17 protein-coding genes are annotated in these 21,746 nt (G+C 53.3%); 2 read left to right on the forward strand and 15 right to left on the reverse strand.

Annotation, left to right across the window (positions count from 1 at the left end; genetic code table 11):
• Positions 1-41: 41 nt before the first annotated feature.
• The 10 genes from JNE38_RS23365 to JNE38_RS23410 form a co-directional block, all read right to left on the reverse strand.
• Positions 42-4,940, reverse strand: coding sequence for a chitobiase/beta-hexosaminidase C-terminal domain-containing protein (locus tag JNE38_RS23365; protein ID WP_203353511.1), 4,899 nt, complete (start codon positions 4,938-4,940; stop codon positions 42-44).
• Positions 4,941-5,121: 181 nt separating this feature from the next.
• Positions 5,122-6,849, reverse strand: a complete 1,728-nt coding sequence (locus JNE38_RS23370; RefSeq protein ID WP_238933430.1) for a methyl-accepting chemotaxis protein — start codon at positions 6,847-6,849, stop codon at positions 5,122-5,124.
• Between the two features lie 200 nt (positions 6,850-7,049).
• The gene (locus JNE38_RS30805) at positions 7,050-8,603 is read right to left on the reverse strand and encodes a SulP family inorganic anion transporter (protein WP_238933431.1); all 1,554 of its coding nucleotides are present in this window, start codon (positions 8,601-8,603) and stop codon (positions 7,050-7,052) included.
• A gap of 182 nt (positions 8,604-8,785) precedes the next feature.
• Positions 8,786-9,238 carry a nucleoside deaminase gene (locus JNE38_RS23380; RefSeq protein ID WP_203353513.1) on the reverse strand — a complete coding sequence of 151 codons (453 nt, stop codon included), beginning with the start codon at positions 9,236-9,238 and terminating at the stop codon, positions 8,786-8,788.
• 26 nt (positions 9,239-9,264) lie between these two features.
• Positions 9,265-10,215 (reverse strand): carbamate kinase, encoded by a 951-nt coding sequence (arcC, locus tag JNE38_RS23385; RefSeq protein ID WP_203353514.1) that lies wholly within the window; start codon positions 10,213-10,215, stop codon positions 9,265-9,267.
• Between the two features lie 31 nt (positions 10,216-10,246).
• Positions 10,247-10,594 carry a hypothetical protein gene (locus tag JNE38_RS23390; RefSeq protein WP_203353515.1) on the reverse strand — a complete coding sequence of 116 codons (348 nt, stop codon included), beginning with the start codon at positions 10,592-10,594 and terminating at the stop codon, positions 10,247-10,249.
• Between the two features lie 46 nt (positions 10,595-10,640).
• A complete protein-coding gene (locus JNE38_RS23395) occupies positions 10,641-12,065 on the reverse strand; it encodes a YlbE family protein (RefSeq protein ID WP_203353516.1) in 1,425 nt (474 codons plus the stop codon).
• A gap of 2 nt (positions 12,066-12,067) precedes the next feature.
• On the reverse strand, positions 12,068-13,612 hold the full coding sequence (fdrA, locus tag JNE38_RS23400) for an acyl-CoA synthetase FdrA (protein WP_203353517.1): 1,545 nt from the start codon (positions 13,610-13,612) through the stop codon (positions 12,068-12,070).
• The gene (locus JNE38_RS23405) at positions 13,594-14,499 is read right to left on the reverse strand and encodes an oxamate carbamoyltransferase subunit AllH family protein (protein WP_238933432.1); all 906 of its coding nucleotides are present in this window, start codon (positions 14,497-14,499) and stop codon (positions 13,594-13,596) included. Before JNE38_RS23405 ends, fdrA begins: the two co-directional genes overlap by 19 nt.
• A 6-nt stretch (positions 14,500-14,505) precedes the next feature.
• Positions 14,506-15,114 (reverse strand): ankyrin repeat domain-containing protein, encoded by a 609-nt coding sequence (locus JNE38_RS23410; protein ID WP_203353518.1) that lies wholly within the window; start codon positions 15,112-15,114, stop codon positions 14,506-14,508.
• A gap of 257 nt (positions 15,115-15,371) precedes the next feature.
• On the opposite strand from JNE38_RS23410, the gene JNE38_RS23415 reads away from it, so the two are divergent.
• A complete protein-coding gene (locus tag JNE38_RS23415) occupies positions 15,372-17,066 on the forward strand; it encodes a PucR family transcriptional regulator (protein WP_203353519.1) in 1,695 nt (564 codons plus the stop codon).
• A 34-nt stretch (positions 17,067-17,100) separates the two neighbouring features.
• Here the strand turns inward: JNE38_RS23415 and JNE38_RS23420 are convergent, their stop codons facing one another.
• Positions 17,101-17,355 (reverse strand): YvbH-like oligomerization domain-containing protein, encoded by a 255-nt coding sequence (locus JNE38_RS23420; protein WP_203357709.1) that lies wholly within the window; start codon positions 17,353-17,355, stop codon positions 17,101-17,103.
• Positions 17,356-17,515: 160 nt separating this feature from the next.
• Between JNE38_RS23420 and JNE38_RS23425 the strand changes: the two genes are divergently transcribed.
• The gene (locus tag JNE38_RS23425) at positions 17,516-18,373 is read left to right on the forward strand and encodes a DNA/RNA non-specific endonuclease (protein ID WP_203353520.1); all 858 of its coding nucleotides are present in this window, start codon (positions 17,516-17,518) and stop codon (positions 18,371-18,373) included.
• On the opposite strand, the gene JNE38_RS23430 is transcribed toward JNE38_RS23425, so the two are convergent.
• The 4 genes from JNE38_RS23430 to JNE38_RS23445 all read right to left on the reverse strand — a co-directional run bounded on the left by JNE38_RS23430 (position 18,354) and on the right by JNE38_RS23445 (position 21,684).
• Positions 18,354-19,100, reverse strand: coding sequence for a GNAT family N-acetyltransferase (locus JNE38_RS23430; RefSeq protein ID WP_203353521.1), 747 nt, complete (start codon positions 19,098-19,100; stop codon positions 18,354-18,356). The genes JNE38_RS23425 and JNE38_RS23430 overlap by 20 nt on opposite strands.
• Positions 19,101-19,264: 164 nt before the next feature.
• A complete protein-coding gene (locus JNE38_RS23435) occupies positions 19,265-19,795 on the reverse strand; it encodes a DinB family protein (protein WP_203353522.1) in 531 nt (176 codons plus the stop codon).
• 234 nt (positions 19,796-20,029) lie between these two features.
• The gene (locus JNE38_RS23440; protein WP_428993736.1) at positions 20,030-20,875 is read right to left on the reverse strand and encodes a DUF2785 domain-containing protein; all 846 of its coding nucleotides are present in this window, start codon (positions 20,873-20,875) and stop codon (positions 20,030-20,032) included.
• 56 nt (positions 20,876-20,931) lie between these two features.
• Complete coding sequence (locus tag JNE38_RS23445; protein ID WP_203353523.1) at positions 20,932-21,684, reverse strand: MBL fold metallo-hydrolase; 753 nt, start codon at positions 21,682-21,684, stop codon at positions 20,932-20,934.
• Positions 21,685-21,746: the final 62 nt, after the last annotated feature.

Consider the following 21,746-nt stretch of genomic DNA (forward strand, 5'->3'; position numbering starts at 1 on the left):
GCGATTAGCGACCTGGGAGTTTGTCATGCATCTCTCTATTTCTATTTGGACGATAGGGTCACCTTTACCTGGGCTGTCTTGCCCGCATATGAGACCGTAATGGTAGCCTTGGAGCGTTCTTTTGCGTCAGTCGCGACCCGAATCATACCGTTTTCGTCGACAGCTGCGACTTCTGGATCACTGGATTCGTAGTCGATTCCTTCCGCTTTTGTCACGTCTTCCTTGCTTCCATCAGCGAGGGTGGCAATCACGTTCAACTGCACCTCTTCCCCTTGTGCAAGCTTCAGGGAGTTTTCCTTCACTGTGATCGATTTGATCGAGGCTTCGCCGATAACGTAGGGAGCTGCCATTTCTGCGGTAAAAACTGCCTGATCATCCTCGATGATCAGCTCTCCTGCTTTACCCCGCCCCTCTTTTACCGGCATCCACGCTTTGCCCCGGTGCAAATAAGCCTCAAGCTTGTCACCAGCCTCAGAGGAAACAGGCAACCCGAGCTGTACACCCGTATTCCCAAAGCTGTTCATTTCTTTCCCGTTCGTCCAAACGTACAGTGTGTACGGGTCTCCTGGATGAAGCACCTTCTCTACCTTTTCTACCGAAGGCAGCAGAGAGAGACCGATCGATTTACCGCGATATTTGTCCAGGAACTCCACCGTAAGCTGTGCCCACGCTGCAGACGGGATGATCATCCGGGCTGCCACTTCATTTTTCCGCATCAGCTCAACAAGCTTCCCATCCAGGACGATCATCTGCTCTGCCTTTTCTCTCTTCTTACCGAGAGCTCCAGCCGCATCTTTTTCCTCGTCCACCTGGATGAACAGGATCGGCTCAAAAGCGATTCGATCATTCCGCTTTTCGATTGCCTTCATGAAGTCTGCGATCAACTCCATGATTTCCTTGAGATTGTAATCAGCGGCTTCGATCTTCTCTCCCCGCTCCACCCGCAGGGTCGCTGCTTTTTTCAAAAGCGTTTCTGCCGTCGACCGCAGCTGCTCTGCCAAATCGTCGGTCATCGCTTTTTTGCCAAGAGGCGCAAGTGATACTTGTGCCAGAGAGGTCAGCACCTGAAATCCTTGGCGCGCCAGCTTTTCATCCGCATCTGTCTCTGCCTCAATCGTAGGTTCAAACGCTCTCTCGAGGAATTCAACGGTCAGTTGTGCCAGCGTTTGCTCACGGATGATCCCGCGCTCGGTCTGTTTCACGACGGCGGCCAGGACAGTGGTGATCGAATGCTGAACCGTCTCCCATTTGTCTTCTGCTTCCACCTTTTCGGACCGGACCACTTTTTCCAGGCTGTCTAAGACTCTTGTTACTTGCTGGTTGATCTCTTCTTCTCCTGTGGCTGCCAGGATGAGCTCTGCCGCCTGCTCATTCAACTCCCGTTGGCTTTCCGCAGTAGGGTCACCTGGCTCCGTAGGTATCTTGGCCGGCACATGGACTGTAATGTGACTGGTCGCTGCGACGGATTGGTCAGCCTCTCTCTTCACCTCGAAGACGAGCTCTACATCTGTCTGGCTCACAGGGGGCGTGATCGTGCCGTCCAATGCGATTACCTGCGGATCACTAGATGTTTGGATACGGATGGAAAATCCTTCCGGAACCTTCGGCAGCGTCAATCGAGTCGCATCGGCAGCTGGCTGGGACACCTCAGTGATCCCCTCTGCGACCTCCTTCGCCGTCGGTTCCTTCTCGCCTTGATCCGGCACATCGATCTGCACCAGAACAGGGTCATGATCGCTTACCCGTCCCTCTTTTTCGGTAAAGCCTGCATTGATGTGGACGATGTCGATCTTCGTGTCGTCCGCAAGGTGATTGCTAACCAGAATTTGGTCCAGCACCTGCGAATTACCCTGGTAGACATACGTGTATTGCTTGCCCGCAGGCAGCTCCTCCACCATGTTGGTCAAAACCCCATCCTTTAAGGCCTGGACGGGACGGGAAAAAGGAAAATCGTTCAGGTCGCCCAGCACGACTACATTTGCTTTCGGATCAGATGCGTGAATCTCTTTTACAAATTGGTTGAGCACGCCGGCTATTTTCATGCGTTGAGCCTCGCTCACCAGCTCGGGGGGCTGCTGTTTGCCGTAAAGTCCGCCGTCTCCCCCTTTGGAGTTGAAATGGTTGGCGATGACGATGACAGGTTTACCCTGGAAGACAAATTCGGCTGCCAACGGCTTGCGGCTGTTGTCGAATGCTTCATTCTCGGGATCGACACGACCCGGATTCAAGGACAGGTGAGCGACGCCATCCGTGGTTGCCACCTGCACGGCTGTGACGGCATCCCCGGCAGTCCCTTCCGCCAGCACGACTCTTTGCGGATTGTAGAAAAACCCGACACGGATATTGCCGCCTGGCTGACCGCCATCCTGATTGTTTTGTGGGGCGATATCCACATACCGGTAATCTGGCCCGCCTTCTGCCTCCACAGCATCGATCAATGTCTGCGCCGACTCCCGCGCGTCAGTAATGCCCGTGTCAGTCGGTCCGTTGTTGTCCTGCATTTCCACCACGCCGATGATGTCCGGCTGTTTCAGGTTATGGACGATGGTTTCAGCGATCCGCGCCACTTTTGCCGGATCTGCTTTGGATGAAAAGTTCTCGATATTGTAGGACGCGATGGTCAGCTCGTCATCCTCTGGATCTATCTTCGTCACGGTAGGCTGATAATCGCTCACTGTGACCTCGAACGGCTCTGTATGGTACAGCTTGTAATTCGAAAAGCTGTAATCGATAATGCCCACAAGCGGCTCGGACAGCCTGTCTCCCACTTTGGGCTCGGAGGTTATGGGCAGCAACTTGTCTGCCACGGTAATCCTCTCTGGGTGATTGTCATCCGCCTGGAGCAGCACACCTCCCGCTGGAGTACGCGGCTGATCTGGATGCGCCTTGTCATCGATGACCACAAATTCCACGCTGGCCGGATTGGTGAACGTCTTGGTTTCTCCGACGACGATCGGATTGTTTATTTGCACGAGCATTCCCTCGACGCTTTCCCAGAAATCGATGCCGTCTTCTTCGGGATCGAATGCCGTCATGCTGTCGTTGTCAATCGTGCCTTCCGGATAGGAATAGCCGCCTTCTCCCAAGACCACAGGCTGGGGAATCGGATTCTTTGGGCTGACAACCGTGAATGCGCTGGCGTCAATCTGGGTCTGGGTCAAGTCGGTAGCGGCCCTGCTGGAGCTGACGTACTCCTTTACCACTCCGCTGACCGACACCAGATCACCTGGCGCCACCGCTGCTCTCGGTTCATACACATAAATGCCCTCGGATGTACGCAAATCGTTGTCCGGCTGCGGATCCTGCATGTAGAAGCCCTGCACGCTGCTGCCGCTTTTGACGACTGCCGTGACGATGCCCTCCACTCCATTGACCGTTGAATTGTCGTACACAGAGGTGTGTGTCCGGCCCTGGATATCATGAATGCGAACGGCATCTTTTTGAATGGTGTACGTAAAGCTTGCTATGTCGCTATCGGTGTACCCATCCTTTACTGCAAACGCTTTGATGGTCATTTCCGCATCCACCTGAATCGGCCCCGCGTACGTTTGACTTTCTCTCGTGGGCTTGGAGCCGTCTGTCGTATAGTGAATGACCGCGTCTGCCAATGCCGTGCTGAGCGCGACCTTCGTTCCTGCCGCCACCATAGGTCCCGCGGGAGTGGCCGTGACCACAGGCACCTTGCTCGCATCGGTTACCAGATCAGACGCGAAACGGGGCACCAGCTTGAAGACGTTAAAGTCGTAGGTGACGACACCCGTGACACTTTCGTACGTCGTGCCGATCGACAAAGGCAGCGACGCCCCTGGCCGAGAAACAAACGTGCCGTTCTCATCCCTCAGCGTGTAATTGCCATTGTCATTTTTTTCTACCGTGACGCCATGGAGGGTGACCAGCTCCGCTTCCAGACTTTCGCCTTTGTCAGCCGAAAAATCGAGCGATGTGACCAGCTGAGGTGCCGGAACGCCTGCTTGGGGTTGAAGCACGGTGACGTCACTGGCGTTCGCCTCCAGCTGGGCAAGACCGTAGTACTGGTTGACTTTCCCTTGCGCCCGGACTTTGTCGCCGATGCTGATCTTACTCGCCACATCTGCAGCCCGCAATACGATCCCTGCCGTTTCGTCCTGCACGTACACATTGTTTTGGCCGCCAGCCTCAAAGATGGCCGTTACGATCCCTTCCACGGCGACAACCGTCCCATTGGCTTTTACCCTCGCTTCGGAAACCGCGATCGATGTCACATCGCCTGGGCCGGGCGGGGGCTCCTCCGTCCCCAATGCATTTATCGGGCTCAGGTCTGCCGTGAGAAAATCCGCTCCGTTGTTGTCCGTATCCCAGCCGTTTCCGTCCCCTGGGACAATTCCGCTTTCATTGCTTTTGCGGGATATTCCCACGGCAGCCGAGGGAGCTGCTGTGGGCGCGCCTCCTTCTGCGGCATTGGCAGTCGTGCCGTAGCCGACAAAATCGATCACACCTGTTTGTCCCACCGGATTGGTGCCGCTAAGCACAGTGGCATGGCTGACCAGTGCCACCTTGCCCGCGGATGCGCCCATCGCGATGCTCCCCTGTGCGTCTGGGACTGGCAGACTCTGCGTTCCTCCCGAGCCCGCCGCTTCCTGAATCAAATAGTATCCATTCGGCGGAATGCTTCCCGATAGCTCCGTCTTTTGCCAAGTGGAACCGGCTGCAGATGCATACTGCACCGACCAGCCGGAAAGCGAAATGGCTTGTCCTGTAGGGTTGTACAGTTCGATAAAGTCGTTTTTGTAGGTAGCGCCGCTGTTCCCCCCGCCTCCGTATACTTCGCTGATAACCACGTGATCGGCGGTTTTCGCTTGCGCCTGTGGCAGCCAACCAGCCGGGGTGATCGATCCGATCATTACGGCTACGATCAGCCCCAGCGATCGGAAGCGACTGTAGTTGCTCCTTTTTTTCACCATTTTCCCTCTGTTCCTCCTCTATCTCGATTGGGTTCTGTTACCTCATATCGTATACAAGCTGTCTAAATTTTACGTAAACAAGATGTAAAGAATACAGCACATTTTCCAATATCTATCAAAAAACCGCCGAAAGGCATAGGCCACCTCGGCGGTTTATAGGTCTTTTTTCATTCTGTCATGACTACATGCGGAACGTATCTACCTTTTTTCGCAGTTCCTGAATGTTTTCCGTCACTTGCTGGATCTCGGCGACAAATTGCCCGACGTTGCCGCTCACTTCATGGATGGTGGCCGACACTTCCTCGGTCGCGGCTGCGGTTTGTTCGGAAATGGCTGTCACCGTCAGCACGGACTCGTTCACTTTTTCCTGACCGCTTTTCATGGTTTCCACACGGGAGTGAACCTGCACCAGGGAATTTTTGAGTATGCCCGTCATCTCCGAAAGGGTCGTAATCCCTTGTGTGACAGAATCGATGCGTTTCGAACCCGCATTGTACTTCTCCATTGTCTCGTTCGTTTTTTCCATCGCCTCATCCACTTGGAGCTGGATATCCCGGATACTCTCCTGGATGACCATTGTTGCTTCTTCTGTCTGTTCGGCCAGCTTCCGCACTTCGTTTGCCACCACAGCGAAGCCTCTGCCTGCTTCCCCCGCACGCGCGCTTTCGATGGCGGCATTCAAGGCGAGGAGATTGGTCTGTCCCGCGATTTTCTGGATCGTCTCGATCACGTCATTGATCCGGTTCGACTTCTCCTCCAGCATGCTCATGGTTTGGCGAACATCGCGGAACTGCTTGTTCGTCTCGGTCCCGTCAGCCAAAAACTCCTGCAGCACCGTGTAGCTCTTCTGTCCGGTCTCGGCTACCTGATTCGCTATCTGGTCCATTTTCTCGATAGAATCATCCAGGTGGGAGAGCTCGCCTAAAAATTGCTGGACGGTCTGTACCGTACTTTCCATGGCCGTAGCCGTCTGCTCGTTTCCAGCAGCGATTTCCTGGCTCGCTACCACGACATTTTGGTTTTGCTCCCGAACGGCCATTGCTCCTTCCTGGATCGTGACCGCCATCCGGTCGATCTGTACCGTCGTCTCTTTCACGTCACCGATGATTTGTTTCAATTGCTTGGTCATATCTCCAAAAGCGATCACGATTCTGCCGATTTCATCCCTTTTGTTGGCGACGGAAATTTCCTGTGAGGTGAGGTCACCCGATGCGATACGAACCGCCGCCTCCTGCAGCATACCTAGCGGGCGCAGCATTTTTCGCAGTGTCACGAAGACGACCACCATGGTGAGCACCGTCACTGCAGCCAGCGAGATCGCCACCCCGGGCAAGGTTTCGTTGACCACCGCCTGGCTAATGATACCAACCTTTTCCGCTGACGTGTCCACGCCCAAAACGCCGATGACTTGTCCGTTCTTATCCTTGATGGGGGCGAATGAGCTGAGGTAGTCCCCGTACTGGGGATCATGGACAATCTGCGTGGAATTGGTGCCTCCTGCAAGAACAGGAGCGATGTCCGCCAGCATCGTGGTGGTCGTCGTTTGCCCGACTTCAGATGCCCCTTCCGCTCCTTTAGGCATGCCATCCACCATGATTTTCACGACCCCGCCATCTTCCATCATCGTATAGACATAAAGGGAGCCGGTCTTTTTCAAATAATCAGCCAGGTATTCACGGATCGCCCAGTAATCGTCATCTTCCTTCTTTTGCTCCAAAAAGCGGCTGTACGCCTCCGCATCCACTCCTGAAGCTATGTTCGTTGCCGTAGCGATGTTTGCCCGGGATATGGTCCTCTCTACGGTTGCCGCGCTGTTTTGATAAATCATCGCAATCGTTGCGGCGACCATGAGGATCATGATGACTCCCACCATGGCAACCACCCGGGTAGCCAGAGATGTACTCTTCAATCTTTCTTCTCCCCTTTCCATTGCCCTTGACTATTTTACGAGAGTATATCTTACATAACTACCCAAGCGGGCACTTGCTTGAAACAAAAAAACACCTGGAATAGGTGTTTTTTGTTGGCCGCGCTTGCGATATGGTGCCCTGCGCAAATTATTTTCAATCCTGGGACCCAATGCGAGCCCGAGGACAAGCGGAGCCAACTCTAGGCTTTGGCATCCGTCTGCTGCAGCTGAGCCTGTGGCGAACGCTGATCCAGCATATGCTTCCCGACGAAGATCGCCGCAACCATCAGATAGGCGTAGACGAATTGCATGGAAGGGGCCTGGGCGAATCCGACTGTCGGTGCGTGAATGATGCCGAATAAAGATAGGATGGAGCCTGTCGCACCGGCGATGGCAGCCCGCAGCGGTTTGTTGGTGATCGCAAAAATGGCGATGCAACCCCACACCATGCTGCTGAGCGGCGCCCCATTCCCCAGATGCACCAGACCGTTGTAATAGACGCCTTTGTTGGCTAAAACGGCCGCCCCGACCTTTTGTCCAGTCGTTCCCGCTGCCGAAAGGACGTTATTGGCAAGGGTCAGCGCCCAGTTGGCGATCCACGGGAACAGGCAGACGAAGATAACTGGCACCTCTAGCTTGGGTGTCTCCCTAACGACCTGATTGGCTGTGACGATACCGATGTACACCAGGATGGGCACGATCGCCGCAACCGGGATGACAGCCAGCAAAAACGCCCCTAACCCAAAGAGAGAAATGATCAGCATGGACAAGCCCGTAGCGACTGTGTAGCCGATCCCCGCCCCCAGCGACTTCCAGCCAGCGTGTCCCACGTACACGGTAACCGGATACGGATTGCCGCAAAAGCAACCGATGATGGAGGAAATTCCATTTGCCAGCATGACTTTGCGCGTATTGTATTCGTCACCTGCTGCATGGGCACTCTCGATGTTCTCGAGGTCAAAGATGTAATTCGCGAGTCCAAGCGGTACGGCAGAGGCCAAATACGGAAGAGCATGGGGAATTCCCTGGATCAAGCTGTCGATGTGAACCGTAGGCGGATTAAAGCCAAACGACTGCATGGAGGCAGCGATCGCGGCAGGGTCCTGCAATCCGAAAATCCATGCCAGAGCTGTGCCGGTTGCGAGCAAGAGGAAGCCAGTCGGGATCTTGGCGAACAAGGGTGATTTCCCGAACCAGTTGAGGAAAATGATGATGAGGACAGCAAACGCCACGAGCGGCGTTTCAAAGGATTGCAGCATCGGGTTCATCGCCAGAAGCAAAAGCCCTAGACCTGACAAGCAGGACAGCAGCACGGTTCGCGGGATCATGCGGCGGATCGTATCCCCCAGGAAGGATCCGACGACGAGAATCATCGCTTCAAAAAAGCACCAGACCAGAGCGATCTGAAAGGCAAACTCTGCGTTTTTCGTCTGCAAATAAACCGGCAGAATAACCAGGAACGTCACCGTAAAAATCGACGGCGCACTAGGACCGGAAGGCAGTGCCGTTACATCCCTTCTCCCCGTCCGCTTCGCCAGGTAATATCCGAACACAAAGTAGCAGATACTGGCTAGACAAATCCCGAGACCAAAAGCCGGAACCACTCGCCCGTAGACGATTTCTTTTGGGAAGCCTACAACGAAAAGCAGCAGCGCAATCATCGTCAAAAGATTGGTCAGATTGTTGGCGAGCAACCCAAAATACGCTGCCCAGTCTCCCTTTTTCCACAATAATCCTTTCAGCATGTGATCCATGTCCGCTCAACTCCTAGTAGGAAGGATGAATGAAAACCAAAAGACTCGGATGATTCAGAAAAATACAGGCAAAGAAGAGCTGCTGGTCATGGTGCTTTGGCAAAGTCAGGATGGGCGTGCCAGAGAGCATCCCATCTTTGGGGTTCACTATCTGGCACCAGTCTCATCCTTCTCATGTTCTCCTACACGCTTGCTTTGTCATGGAAATGCGTGAACAAGTGATCGCAATCGGCGCGCTTCTCCACCTTGATCATGTTCAATGCGCTTTTGTCTTTGCCCGACAAATAATCGCGGAGATGCTTGTCGGAGAAGCCGTGCTCATGCGCGTCGTCGTTCGTCGAGCAGTAGTATACTTCCTTGATGCCCGCCCACATGATGGCACCCACGCACATCGGGCAAGGCTCGCACGTTGCGTAAATCACGCAGCCCTCGAGGTTCATGGTTCCCAGCTTTTTGCACGCTTCGCGGATCGCCACCATTTCAGCATGCTGCGTCGGGTCGTTATCCGCGATCATGCGGTTGCTGCACACGACGATAATCTCGCCATCTTTCACTACTGCTGCCCCGAACGGACCTCCGATATGGTTGTCCATGCCTTCGATGGTTTTCTCTACCGCCAGTTTCATGTAATCCATGGCGTTTTTTGCCTCCTCTTGTTCGCTTATCTCACAATGTGAGTGCCTGCCTTGTTGTTGACTGCCTCTTTCAAGCTCTCCGGGTTCGTGATGATGACGCGGGACCCGCTTTTTTCCAGGAAGCTCAGGCTCGCTTCGATCTTCGGCAGCATGCTGCCTTTGGCGAAGTGATCCTCTGCGATATACTGTTTGGTTTCTTCGATGCTGATTTGCTCGAGCGCCTTTTGGTTTGGTTTCCCGAAGTTGATGCAGACGCGTGGAACACCCGTGGTGATAATGAGCGTCTCCGCCTGAATTTGCTCCGCCAGCAGGCTTGTCGCAAAGTCTTTGTCGATGACGGCATCGATCCCGTCGTACTCATTGTCGCCCTTCTTCACGACCGGAATGCCTCCGCCGCCAGCCGCAATCACGACATAACCGGAGTCGATGAGAGATTTGATCGCATCTTTTTCAATGATATCGATGGGACGCGGGGAAGGGACGACACGACGGTAGCCGCGTCCGGAATCCTCCACCAGCACCCAGTCAGGATGCTCGGCCTTCATCGCTTCTGCCTGCTCCAGGGTAAAGAAGGAGCCAACCGGCTTCGTCGGATTTTGGAAGTTCGGATCATCGGAGCTGACCTCCACCTGGGTAATCACGCTCGCCACCTTCTGGCTCATGCCGCGCTTCGCAAATTCGTTCGTCAGTGCCTGCTGGATCTGGTAGCCGATCCCGCCTTGTGTTTCTGCCACACAGTTAACCAGCGGAATGGTCGGCATCCCCGTGATTTCATTGGCAATCTCACAACGGCGCATCGCGAACCCTACCTGCGGGCCGTTGCCGTGTGTGACAACTACTTTATAGCCCTCCTCGATCATATCGGCAATATGGGCGACCGTTTCCTTTACCGCTTCATATTGGTCCTGAATCGAGTCGCGTCCGTTTTCCTTGACTAGTGCGTTGCCCCCGATGGCAACAATAACAAGTTCTCCCATCTGTATACCCCTTTTTCTGATGATATCGTCGCTACGCTTCACTGGGCAGAAACGCTTCGTTCGTTTTGTTCATGCGATAGCAAAGTGTATAGAGCACGCAGGAAAGAATGAGCCCGCTGAAAAAGGCGAATTGATTCAGCGTAGACAGCAGAGGAACATTCGTGAAAAAGGCACTGGACATCGGAAGGATGAAGCTGATCGCCATGACCACGCAGGCAACCCTATTAAAGCCGTTGGCATACTCTCCGTTTTTTCCGGGCTTTACGTACATCGTGGACAGGTCCAGTCTTCGTTTCCGTTCGATGTAAAAGCTGGAGAGCATGATTCCCGCAACGGCCCGTACATCCCCCTCACCCTCGACTCTCGCAGCAAATGCCAAACTCTCCCCGCTGCTGCGAAAGTCTCGTGATGAAGAAAAAAGCTTGTTAGCTGATGCGTTCGCTCAAAGTCAGGAGTGCTTTTTCAAAAGCCTCGGCAGGCGGGTACGTGATGCCCGCACCGATCATGCCGATACCTGCTTCTTTGTGGGCAATCGCCGTATTGATGATCGGCAGGATCCCGGTTTGCACCACGTTGCGAATATCGATTCCCGTCGCGACCCCTTGGAAGTTCAAGATCGGGATCGTCACATTCGGATTTTCCGCTGTTGTGATCTCTTTCATCTTGGTAGAGAAGCCAATCGCTTCTTCTACGGTTCCGCCTACCAGTGCCACGATCGCTGGAGCAGCCGCCATCGCGAATCCACCGATGCCGTATGTCTCCGTAATCGCGCTGTCACCGATATCGAGTCCGGAGTCTTCCGGCTTGTAGCCTGCAAACATCGGTCCGATTACCTTTTGCGCCGGCCCCGTGAACCACGTATTTCCCGGCATGCCGCTGACGCGGATCCCGAACTCTACTCCGTTGCGCGCCATGGTCGTTACGATGGTGCTGTATTCGATGCCGTGTGCCGCGTCGAGCGCGCATTTGCACAAGGCCATCCAGGTCGGGCCGGAGAAGTAATCGCTGCTCGCGACGAAGTCAAAGACTTCGCGCTTTTGCTCCTTCGTGAAATCCGTTTCCAGAATGTAGGGAGTCAATGCTTGGATCAACAGGCTCGTGCCCGCATTGTTGCGGTTGTGGCACTCGTCGCCCATGTGCAGAGCTTGTGCGAGCAGCAGTCGCAGATCGATTTCGCCAGCGATTTTCATGGCATCTCGCAGCATCGGACCGAGCACGTCGCGCATCCAGTTCAGACGGGTAATGACACTTTCGTCATTTGCACCCATTCGAAGAATTTTGGACATTTGCTCACTCAGGTTCGTGTATGCTACGTTGCCGTACGTTTTGTTCTTGACGACATGCATGAACATCGATGAGGAAGTGACGCCCGCCATGGAGCCTACGCAGTTGTGCTCGTGGCACGGGGCGAAGGTGATCTCGCCGGATGCAGCCACTCTCTCCGCTTCTTCGATATCCTTTGCCAAGCCTTCGAATACGAGCGCACCAGTCACGGCACCCTTCATAGCTCCGTTCATTCTCTCCCAAGTGATCGGAGGTCCCGCGTGCAAAATCGTGGTCTTGGTCATGCCTGGCACGACATTGATCGCTTGGTCAAAGCCTACCAGCATCGGCTGGGATTGAATGATCCGCTCGACAGCCAGCTTGTTTGCCGCTTCGATTTTCTCTGCCAGCTCGGCGTTTTCCAGTCGATCCAGTGCCGCGATCAGCTCAGGCTTTCCACCGCCTGGCGGTTTCCATTCCAGATGGGTAGCATTTGCCTGCTGTTTGATGATGTCATCTTTAAAAAATTCGATCCCTACGTTGATCGCATGAAGCTTGCTCGAAAACAGCTCGTTGATTTTGCTCATGGTTATGCCCCTTTCACCACAAATTCTCTAGCCAAAAGACCCGCGTTCGTGCTGCTGCTCGCGATGGTCACGCCTGCTGCCATCAGCTTGTTCACCTGATCCTCGAACTTCGGCGTATCCAGATCGGTTCCCATCACATAGCCGAGAATCTCCAGATGACGTCCTTCTTTTTCAGCCAGCTGCTTCGCCTCGAGGATCGCTGGCAGCATGACGCCGACCGGATCCTCATGGGAGCCGAATCCTAGGATGAAGTCCATGACGATCACGCCGACCGACGGATCTTTGGCTTCCTGCAGGAATCTGGCGATGCGCAGAGATGGATCGATCATCGGGTGAGGTTTGCCGTTCGTGAAATCATCGTCGCCCATGTCGAGGAAGGTGTGCGCCTTGCTCTCATGCAGGTTTTTCAGCTTGTAATCCGGGTTTTTCTGAATGTTGCTGTACACGTCTTCAAACGTTTCCATCGCGCTGTACATAGCCTCGTCGCACAGGGTGCCGCCGCAGAACAGACCGCGGATATACTTTTGCTCCGGAGTCAATTTGGCGCGCACTTCTTCGATCAATGGCCAGTTCAAGGCGCGCTTGTTGAGTTCATCCTCGTTCGCACCCGCCAGGACGACGGCTTTGAGAGCAGCCTCCTTGGAGGTTTTCGCGAAATGCCCGCCTGCGGCTGCTACCGCTTCTTCTTTTCCACCGATGAAGTAGACCACGACCGGCTTTTTGCATTGTTTCACTTGGGCAAGCACTTTTTCTTCGACGCTTGGCGCCGGCGGCTTGGAGATCAAGACGATGACTTTGGTTGCTTCATCCTCGTCCAATGCTTTGATCCCATCCAGCATCATGATGCCGCCTACCTGCTCGCTCAGATCGCGGCCCCCGGTTCCGATGAGCTGTGTAATTCCGCCTCCGAAGTCGTGAATGCGCACACTGACTTCCTGGCTGCCTGTTCCGGATGCGGCCACGATGCCGATATTCCCTTTGCGCACCGCATTTCCAAAGCACAGCGCTACGTTTCCGATGATTGCCGTACCGCAGTCCGGCCCCATCATCAAAAGTCCTTTTTCGTGCGCGTATTTCTTCAAGGCGATTTCGTCCTCGATGCTCACGTTGTCGCTGAACAGCATGACATGCAAGTCATTTTCCAACGCTTTGCGGGCTTCTCTCGCTGCAAATGCACCGTTGACGGAAATGATCGCCAGGTTTGCTTCGGGTATGCTTTTCGCTGCCGAGTCGATGGTCGCGTACTTGATCTCGCTTGTGCCCTTGGTTTCCCCTTTTTTGGAGAACAGCTCCTCGATGCCTGCGAGTGCCTTGTCGCAAAGCTCTTCCGTCTCTGCCTTGACCACGATCATCAGGTCACTGCTTTTCGCTTCTTCCACTTCTGCAGTCAAAAGTCCGACATTGCGCAGGACTTCCTTGTTCATTTCCGTACCCATCGCGATAACGGCTTGTTCCACACCTGGAAGCTGGTTCGCCTTGGTCGACAGGGACATCAAGGATACAGAATCAAAATAGGTGCTCTTCTTGATCACGACTTTGATAGACATACGTTACCTCCCATTTCTAATTGGAGCGCAAGCCCGCTGATCAGCCCCATCGCCATGTCTGTTCCGGACGATGAACCGATGCCGAGGACATTGCCCAAAGAATGAACCACCTCTTCGGGGGTTCCATTGACGACGGCCTCAAGCAGCCTGACCATCGATTCTCTCACATGGCCGATCGCCGCTTTTTTGATCATCATGTAACTGATTTCATTCGTTCGCTGGTGGGCACCGCGGGTGAATTTTTCGAAAAATGGGTATGGCAAACAGCACGGAGCGTTCGGCATGTGATAGACGCTAAACAATCCCGCAAGATAATCGTCTCCTGACGGCGTCAATCCGGGTCCGAGTCCTACTAGGCCAATCGCGAACTCGCATGCCTCGGACCACCTGCCATGAGCCAATGCATGATACAGCTCGTTCGTTCGCGCAATCAAGAGCGACGAGACTTCCGCTTCAAAGACATTGGCTGGCGATGACGCCTTTTTCAAGCCGCCCGACTTGCCGTGAGCGGCCACATATTCCTTGATGACAGCCATATTTTCCCGCAGCTTCTGATCCGAGGAAGGATAGACTGGCAGCACGCACTCCCACTGCCTAGCGTGCTGCCAGGTAAGGCTGAGCGCTTTTCCAATGATCAAGCTGTCTGCTTTTACGGACACCGGGTCATTCACAGCGATTCCCATATTTTGAAAGCGCTTTCGATCGACCACTAGCGTGTTCGGCCCGTTATCCAGCTCGATGCAGGCGATCGTGAACAACTCTCCATTTTCCTCGCAATGAATGTTGATCGTCCTATCAAAGAGGCTGTGAACGGACCCATGTAGCTCTCCGCTGGCGACTCGCCTGAGGAAACCGTCGTCGCCCGACAGCGTTCGAACGTGCAGCACTGTCGTTTACTTCGCTCCAGCTTCCAGCAGGATTTGCTCGATTTCCTTGTAGCCTTTTTGTCTGGCGAGCGTGAGCGGTGTGACGCCGTATTTGTCCACCATATGAACATTGGCGCCGTGCTCGATGAGCAGCCTGATGACCTCCTGCTGTCGTTCCCCACCGTCATTCAGAATGATTGCTTCGATGAGAGGCGTCCAGCCGACGAAATTGGTATGGTTCACGTTGATGTCCGTCGTGTTCAGCAACTCACGCACGATTTCCACGTGACCTTTTTCACTTGCAGGCGTAATGCCTACTCCGCCAAAGCGAGTGAGCAGCTCCACGTTCGTGCCTGCTTTGACCATTAGTTGGACGAGCTCCAGCTTCCCGTTGATGCAGCCGTACAGGAACGGGTTGAAGCAGGTCTCATCCTGCAGATCGATGTCTGCGCCAGCCTCGATCAAATAGGCGACTGCATCGTAGTGGTCGTTCATCGCTGCGAGCAGGATCGCCGTTCTTTTCTGCTTGTTGCGCGCATTGAGATCGACGCCTTGTGCCACGTAATTTTGAAGTGCTTCGACATCCCCTTGGCTTGCTGCTTCCAGGAATGATTGGACGAGCCTTTGATCTGCCATGTTGACCTCCTACTATCCTAGTCACCCTCTCAAAAAGAACAGATTGCACAATCAAGTCCCTATGATATAGTTGACTGGTATAAACCGCGGCTTTTTCTCAGCAGCCGGGTAAAATAGCGGGCATAAACCCCTGCAGCCTTATTGTAGACAGGATCCGAACGCTCGTCATTGTGTATCCAAACTAAAAATGATTGGGCTTCATTATGCACCGTGCACAATTATTGAAAACAAGCGAGAGCCGCAAAAGGAGGGCTTCTATGCTGACGATCAAAGACTTGCTCCAGATCAAATCGATTGACGGCATGCGTATCATCGCAGGGGAACGAGGAATCAACAACGTCGTTTCCATCGTCAACATCATGGAAAATCCCGATGCCTTCGACTGGCTGACGCCAAACGAGCTGCTCTTGTCCACCGGTTATATCTTCAAAGACAACGTAGAGCTCCAGAACCGAATCATCAAGGAGCTCGCGGAAATCAACTGCTCCGGCCTGTGCATCAAGATGCACCGCTACTTCGATGAGATCCCGCAAAACATGATCGATCTTGCCAATCAGTACGGGCTTCCGCTCTTGGCCCTGCCGTTTGAGTACACCTTGTCCAAAGTGATCGCGATCATCAATGAAAAGGCATCGGGAAGATATGACCTGCTCAATCGCAAATCACTGGACATGCACAATTCCTTGTTTCGCATTGCGCTGGAGGGCGGCGGGATCGACCGCGTTTCCGCCGAGCTGTCTGACACCATCAACAACCCGATTCTCTTTTTGGACCGAGACTGGAACCTGCTGCATTACACGGAAGTAGCGGACAATCCTGTGCCGCTAGCCTCCTGCCTGCATTTGGCGAAAAATCATCCCGTGTTCACCAAGGAATTTACCGATACGATTCCGCGCAACATCAGCCAGATCAAAAAATCGGTCAAGCGCATCTATCATTCCAAAGGCCGCGAAATCAAGTGCCGCATTTTGCCTGTCGCGGTCGCCAACTACATTTACGGCTATATCATCGTGTGGCAAACGGTGCGGGAATTGACCGAGTTTGACTACATCGTCCTGGAGCAATCCTCTACCATTCTGGCATTGGAGCGGATACGATCGCGGGAGATCGAGGAGGTCAAGCTGACGATCCGGCAGGACTTTTTTGATGATCTTCTCACCGGAAAGCTGACGTCGATCGATTCCATCCAGCCTTTATGCGATTTGCACGGCATCAACGCGAGCTACATGTACTACTGCATGGTGATTACGATCGAACCGGAAGTGCCTGGCAGTCTGGAGGATATGGTTGTCCGCAAATACGAGCAGGACCACATCGCCAAAAAATGCGTCGATCTCATCTACGAGAAAAGCAGCTCCTCCAAAGGCGACATCCTATGCTTTTATCGGAACAACCGGATAATCGTCCTCGTCGGGCAGCACGAAAACAGACCCGTGATCACGATCGGTGAGGCCAAGCAGTTTGCTGACGAGCTGTATGAAACCCTGCTGGCAAAAATCAAAAAAACGACCTTCTCCCTCGGGATCGGCCGTCAGTACAAGACGATCACTTCGTTGCACAAAAGCTTTTCCGAAGCACATGAAGCGATCCGGCTGATGCATAAGTTCGATGGAAAAAGATCCGTCTCTCATTTCGAGGACTATTCCATCTATCATTTTCTCGAATCCAATATCAAGGCCAGCGAGCTGGAGGATTTCTTTCTCAAGCGGCTAGGCAAAGTGCACGAACACGATCTCAGTCTGTATACGAGCTTCATGACGACGCTGGAGAGCTATTTCGCCCACAATCAAAATGTGAGTGAAGCGGCAAAAGCCCTGTTCATTCACCGCAATACGTTCATCTACCGCATGGATAAGATCAAGGAGATTCTCGGCACGGACCTCAAGCATTCCGAGGAGCTCTTGCAGATTCAGCTGGCCTTGAAAATCTACAAGCTTTTGCAAAAAGAATAGACACGCGAAAAAGCCCCCCGGCTACGTGCAGTCCTCACACGAAATAATGTGCGGGTGCGGTGCCGAAAGGGCTTTTTTCGCCATGGCTGACGATGTAGTTGTGAATGTATTTTTCAAAGACTTTGCCGAAGTCTTTCACGACGTATTTGTCATGCGCGTCCTTCAGCCAGTCAAACGTGTACTGATTCAAGGTTGAAAGTTGTGTCGCGATGTCTGCCGACAGCTTCGTGGCGCTGCTGATGGTGCTTTGCGCAAGATGGAGGCTCTCTCTCGCATGCTGCAGGGCGATTTATCCATCTCCCCTTCTTTTGGGCTTTTTGTCCTCACTTCCAATAGTGCGAGCGACTGTGTGCCGGGTTGCATGATTCTAGTATAATGCGGTTACAACTGAATATTCGCACAATGTTTCGCGCGTGGTGACAGGCTATTTCCCAAGGAGGAGAGGACTCATGAAGACTGGCTACGATCCTTTTTTTCTCAGCGAAAAGCACCGCATTCCACTACCCGTGCCGCAGGGGCGCGTCGCTTCCCATGCGCTGGACGACGCTGCCGTATTTGACTTCACTCACTTCTCGATCGTCATGAACCAAAACACCCGATTCGCTATTTTTTCTGCTGCAAACGTGGACATCAGCCAGGCACGGGAAGTTCCTCGCGACAACTCCTCCTGGCATTTTGATGACCGCATCGGGAGGGAAAATCAGGTCGGCCCCGAGTTTTACGCACAAAACGATTACGACAAAGGACATCTCACCCGCCGCAGAGATATTTGCTGGGGAGATCGCCAAGAAGCGAAGCGCGCCAATTACGACTCGTTCTGCTACGCCAACATCGCCTTGCAATATCATAACTTCAACACCGGCATCTGGAACTGCCTGGAAGACTGGGTGATTCAGCGATTGCAGTCTGCAAAACGGCTGGTCATTCTCACCGGACCGATTCACAGGGATGACGATGAAGAATACTGCGGCGTAAGAGGCGAGCCAGGCTGCGGGGTGCGCGTCCCGTTCGGCTTTTGGAAAACGGTCCAGTATGTAGGGGACGATCAGCAGGTGACATGCCTCTCGTTTCTCATCCGGCAGAGCCCGGAGCGTTCCTCGGATCGCTGTGAATACGCACGGCTCGTCACCTATCAAGTGCCGCTCGAGACGATCGCCAAGGAAGCGAGTCTGCAGTTTGACGCCAGTCTCTACCCTCGCAATCCTCTGTATGCAAAGCATCGCCTGATCGCCGGCAGACGCGATGCGATCGCACCGGACAAGATCCCCATTCATGGCTTGTCAGCTATCAGAATGGAACCGTCTTGATGCGATACCAGTACGAATAGACTTCCTTGTACCCCAGCTTTTCATAGAGACGCAGCGCGGGTTCATTATCCTGCAAGACTTGCAGGTAGGAATATTCCGCGCCATGCCTGGCTCCCCATTCAAGCATGTTCAAAATGAGCTGTTTCCCATACCCGCGATTGCGGTAGGCAGGAGCCGTCACAATATCATAGAGTCCAATGTGCCCTCTCTCCAAGACGCCAAGGCCGCAGGCGACGACCTCCCCCTCCTGGTACAAGGCGGCATAACAGGTGGCGGGGATAATTTTTCCGAGCGTATGTGACATCGTCTGCTTTTCTTTTTCATCCTTGCCGGACAGGAGGCAAAAGGCGTTCACCCATTCCTGTGTGAGCTTCGCATCGAGTCGAACCGTCCGAATGGATGGGGATTCCATTCCGGACAACGAAGCGATTTGAACACATGTATCCGCGTGCAGCTCGTACCCTTTTTGTGCCAGCAGACTGTCCAGACCTGCGGGGGAAGAGTACGGTGTCAGCTTGAAAATCGTGGGAAGCCGCTTGCTGCTGTAATGTCTTTCACAGGAAGCTATTCGTGCCTCCAAGGCTTGTGTCTTCGGTTCATAGAGTGGGTAGACCGCGTTCGCTCGTTTCGTATATCCGTCTGCAAAGCGCAGCAGCCAGCCATCGTCGACCATTGTCTCAAGTGCCGGCCAGGCGTTGACCGACAGCTCCTCCAGGTAGGCGTACATGAAAATCAACTCCCTTTTAAAAACGCATTCATTCAGTACAGCCCCTTTCCTTTTACTCGAAAGGGGCTGTTCGCGTGCAAACACCTCTAGACGGCCCCTCTCATCGCTGCGTCACACGGAATGGGAGTCCACGCATACATTTGCAAGCCGTACCTATTTTCTGTTCAGCTGCGTTTTTTCAAGATCCCCAAATACTCCACCCACGGCCCGACGTCCGTTCTATATCGCTCGGCCATGACCCTGACGATCTGTGCGATGTGCGTGAGATCGTGCACCGCCCACGTTGAGATCAGCTCTCTCACCTTCACAGGGCCAAATGCCGGGTGCGAACCAGTCCATTCGAGATGAACGGCAGGATCGATGAGAGTCTTGAGCTTGGCGATGTTCTGTGCACGAACGTTCTTGAATTCCTGCAGCTTTTGCTCCATGGTTCGCTCTTCTTTCTGATTCAAATGGGAATAGCGATCAAAGCGCGGGAATGGACGACCTTCCCCCTCCTGCAAAATGAAAGCCAGCCTGGGCAGCCAATTGTTGTTCTCCCCTTCGATGAGATGGTCGATCACCTCCGATGCATTCCAGGTGCCCTCTCCTTCGTTGCACGTGACCCATCCTTCCGATAGGCCAGAAAGAAAAAACGCCAACGTCTGCGGTGTTCGCTCCAGAATCTCAATGGCTTCCTTCATGGTAAAATTCATCTTCCTGCTCCTCTCTGTTCCAGCCACATGTGAGTTTCCCTGCCTGCTTTGATCCGAGTGCAAGCGCATGAAAAAGGCCAGTCCGTACACGCGTGATTGTGTTAGGCTGGCCTTAGCTGATTATGATGGCTGTCAAAAATCGCGATCATCCGTATTTTGATTTTACCATTCGGATCATTGATTTTCAAAAATTTCCACAGTTTTGCACCTGCTCGATATTTTCCTGAGCAATGTCTACCTGATGGCATACCTATTCAATCTCTCCTCGGACGACAGCATCGCTGCCGCCAGACCCTTCCTGTCATCCTCCACTCCTCTTCTGAAATAAAGGCTGCGCAGAAAGTTCTTGCTGTTCACGCAGGCGATCCGCTGACTGCGGCTTCTGGGCCATTCACTGCAATCTGCTAGGCCCTCGATCCAATCAGCCAGCTCGTTTTGGGAAAGCAGGTTTTGGTCGATCATGGTATCCACAATCGTCGCCATCCGCTCATCATCTTCGTCGCAGAAAATCGCTCTATCATTCTGCAGCATTCCTTTGACAGCGTCGAGCACCTCCAGCTGCACGGCTGCGTCACTCTCCGGGCACTGGATCAGCTCATCCAGCGCATCCGCACCGTGGGACGCTCCGTGAGCCCAGCCGCCATCTGTCACATAGCCGCGCAGGTCTTTTTCTTCCCGATAGTACCGGAGCAGCGCGTGCTTCAAACGGTCAAACTCCTTTTGCTCCAAAAAGGGCTGCTTCCTATGGCGCTGCAGAATCAATGCGATCGGCAGGACTGAAAACGTCCGTGTAAATACCGACTCGTCCTTCTCGTTCCCGATTTGATAGAACAAATGCTGATCATCCGTCAGAGCTTCCAGCAATGTCGTCAGTTCCCTCCCCGTAAATCGCTTCTGCTCCGCAATCCACGCTTGAAAGGTCGGATAGATCAGCTCGTCGCGCAAATGCGGATCGGGATCGCCGATGTAGTGCAAAAGCTGTGTCACAAAGCCTTGCAGCTCCTCTCCTTCTCGAAGCTGGTAATGCTCCTCCTCCAAGCGCTGCAAGTCCCGAATCAACGCCATTCTTCTCTCATCCACCATCCGCTCATCCTCTCGATTTACATCTCCACGATCACCGCTTCCCTGCTATCGCTTCAACGATAAGCATTTTTGTGCCACTCGCTATGTAAAAAGGTGCAATCGCATTCTCTTGTTGCTTCTTCATAAGAAATTTCCTCGCTGCTACCAAGGATGGCGCGAAGATAAGCGATTCGATTCGCAATATCCTTCTCGATCTTCTGTTTTCCGCTAATCACGGCCCCATGACTGGGGATCAGCGTATAGTGACTGTAATCCTTCAGTTTCGTTAACGAATCAAAATGCCTCTTCACCGAGCTGTGAAAATCTACCGATGGCAATAAAGGCTCACCCTGATTGGAAAAAAGCAATTCGTCTCCGATATGCACATACTCGTCGTTGATGTTTACCAGAATGCTGCATGGGGCATGCCCTGGAAAAAGAGACAACGTCAGCGTATGTCGCCCAAAGCGGATCGAAAGAGTGTCTTCCACTACGACCGATGGCGTGAAAGTGGGATGGTCTTCCTTTTTCGTCCACTGATCGAGTGTGGTTTGATAATGAACACTTCCGTATAACGGTACCTCAGGCAATGCTTTCAAGCCATTGATATGATCGGGATGGAAATGGGAAAGGATAACGCTTTTGACGGCGATCCCTCTGCCTTCAAGATCCTGATACACTTCCCTTGCTTGATTTTCATAGGCCGTATCGATGAGAATCGCTTGATTTCCCTCTATCAAAGCCGTGATGGTGAAACCAACGTGTTTGCCTGGATCCGGATTGAAAGTATAAAGGACAATTCCATCAGATAGCTCCTGCTTGTGCATACGTGTTCCTCCTTCTGGTTCATAACGGATGTTGTACACCCACTATAAAACAAAATGACTGA

It is taken from the genome of Brevibacillus choshinensis, assembly GCF_016811915.1.
GTDB lineage: Bacteria > Bacillota > Bacilli > Brevibacillales > Brevibacillaceae > Brevibacillus > Brevibacillus choshinensis_A.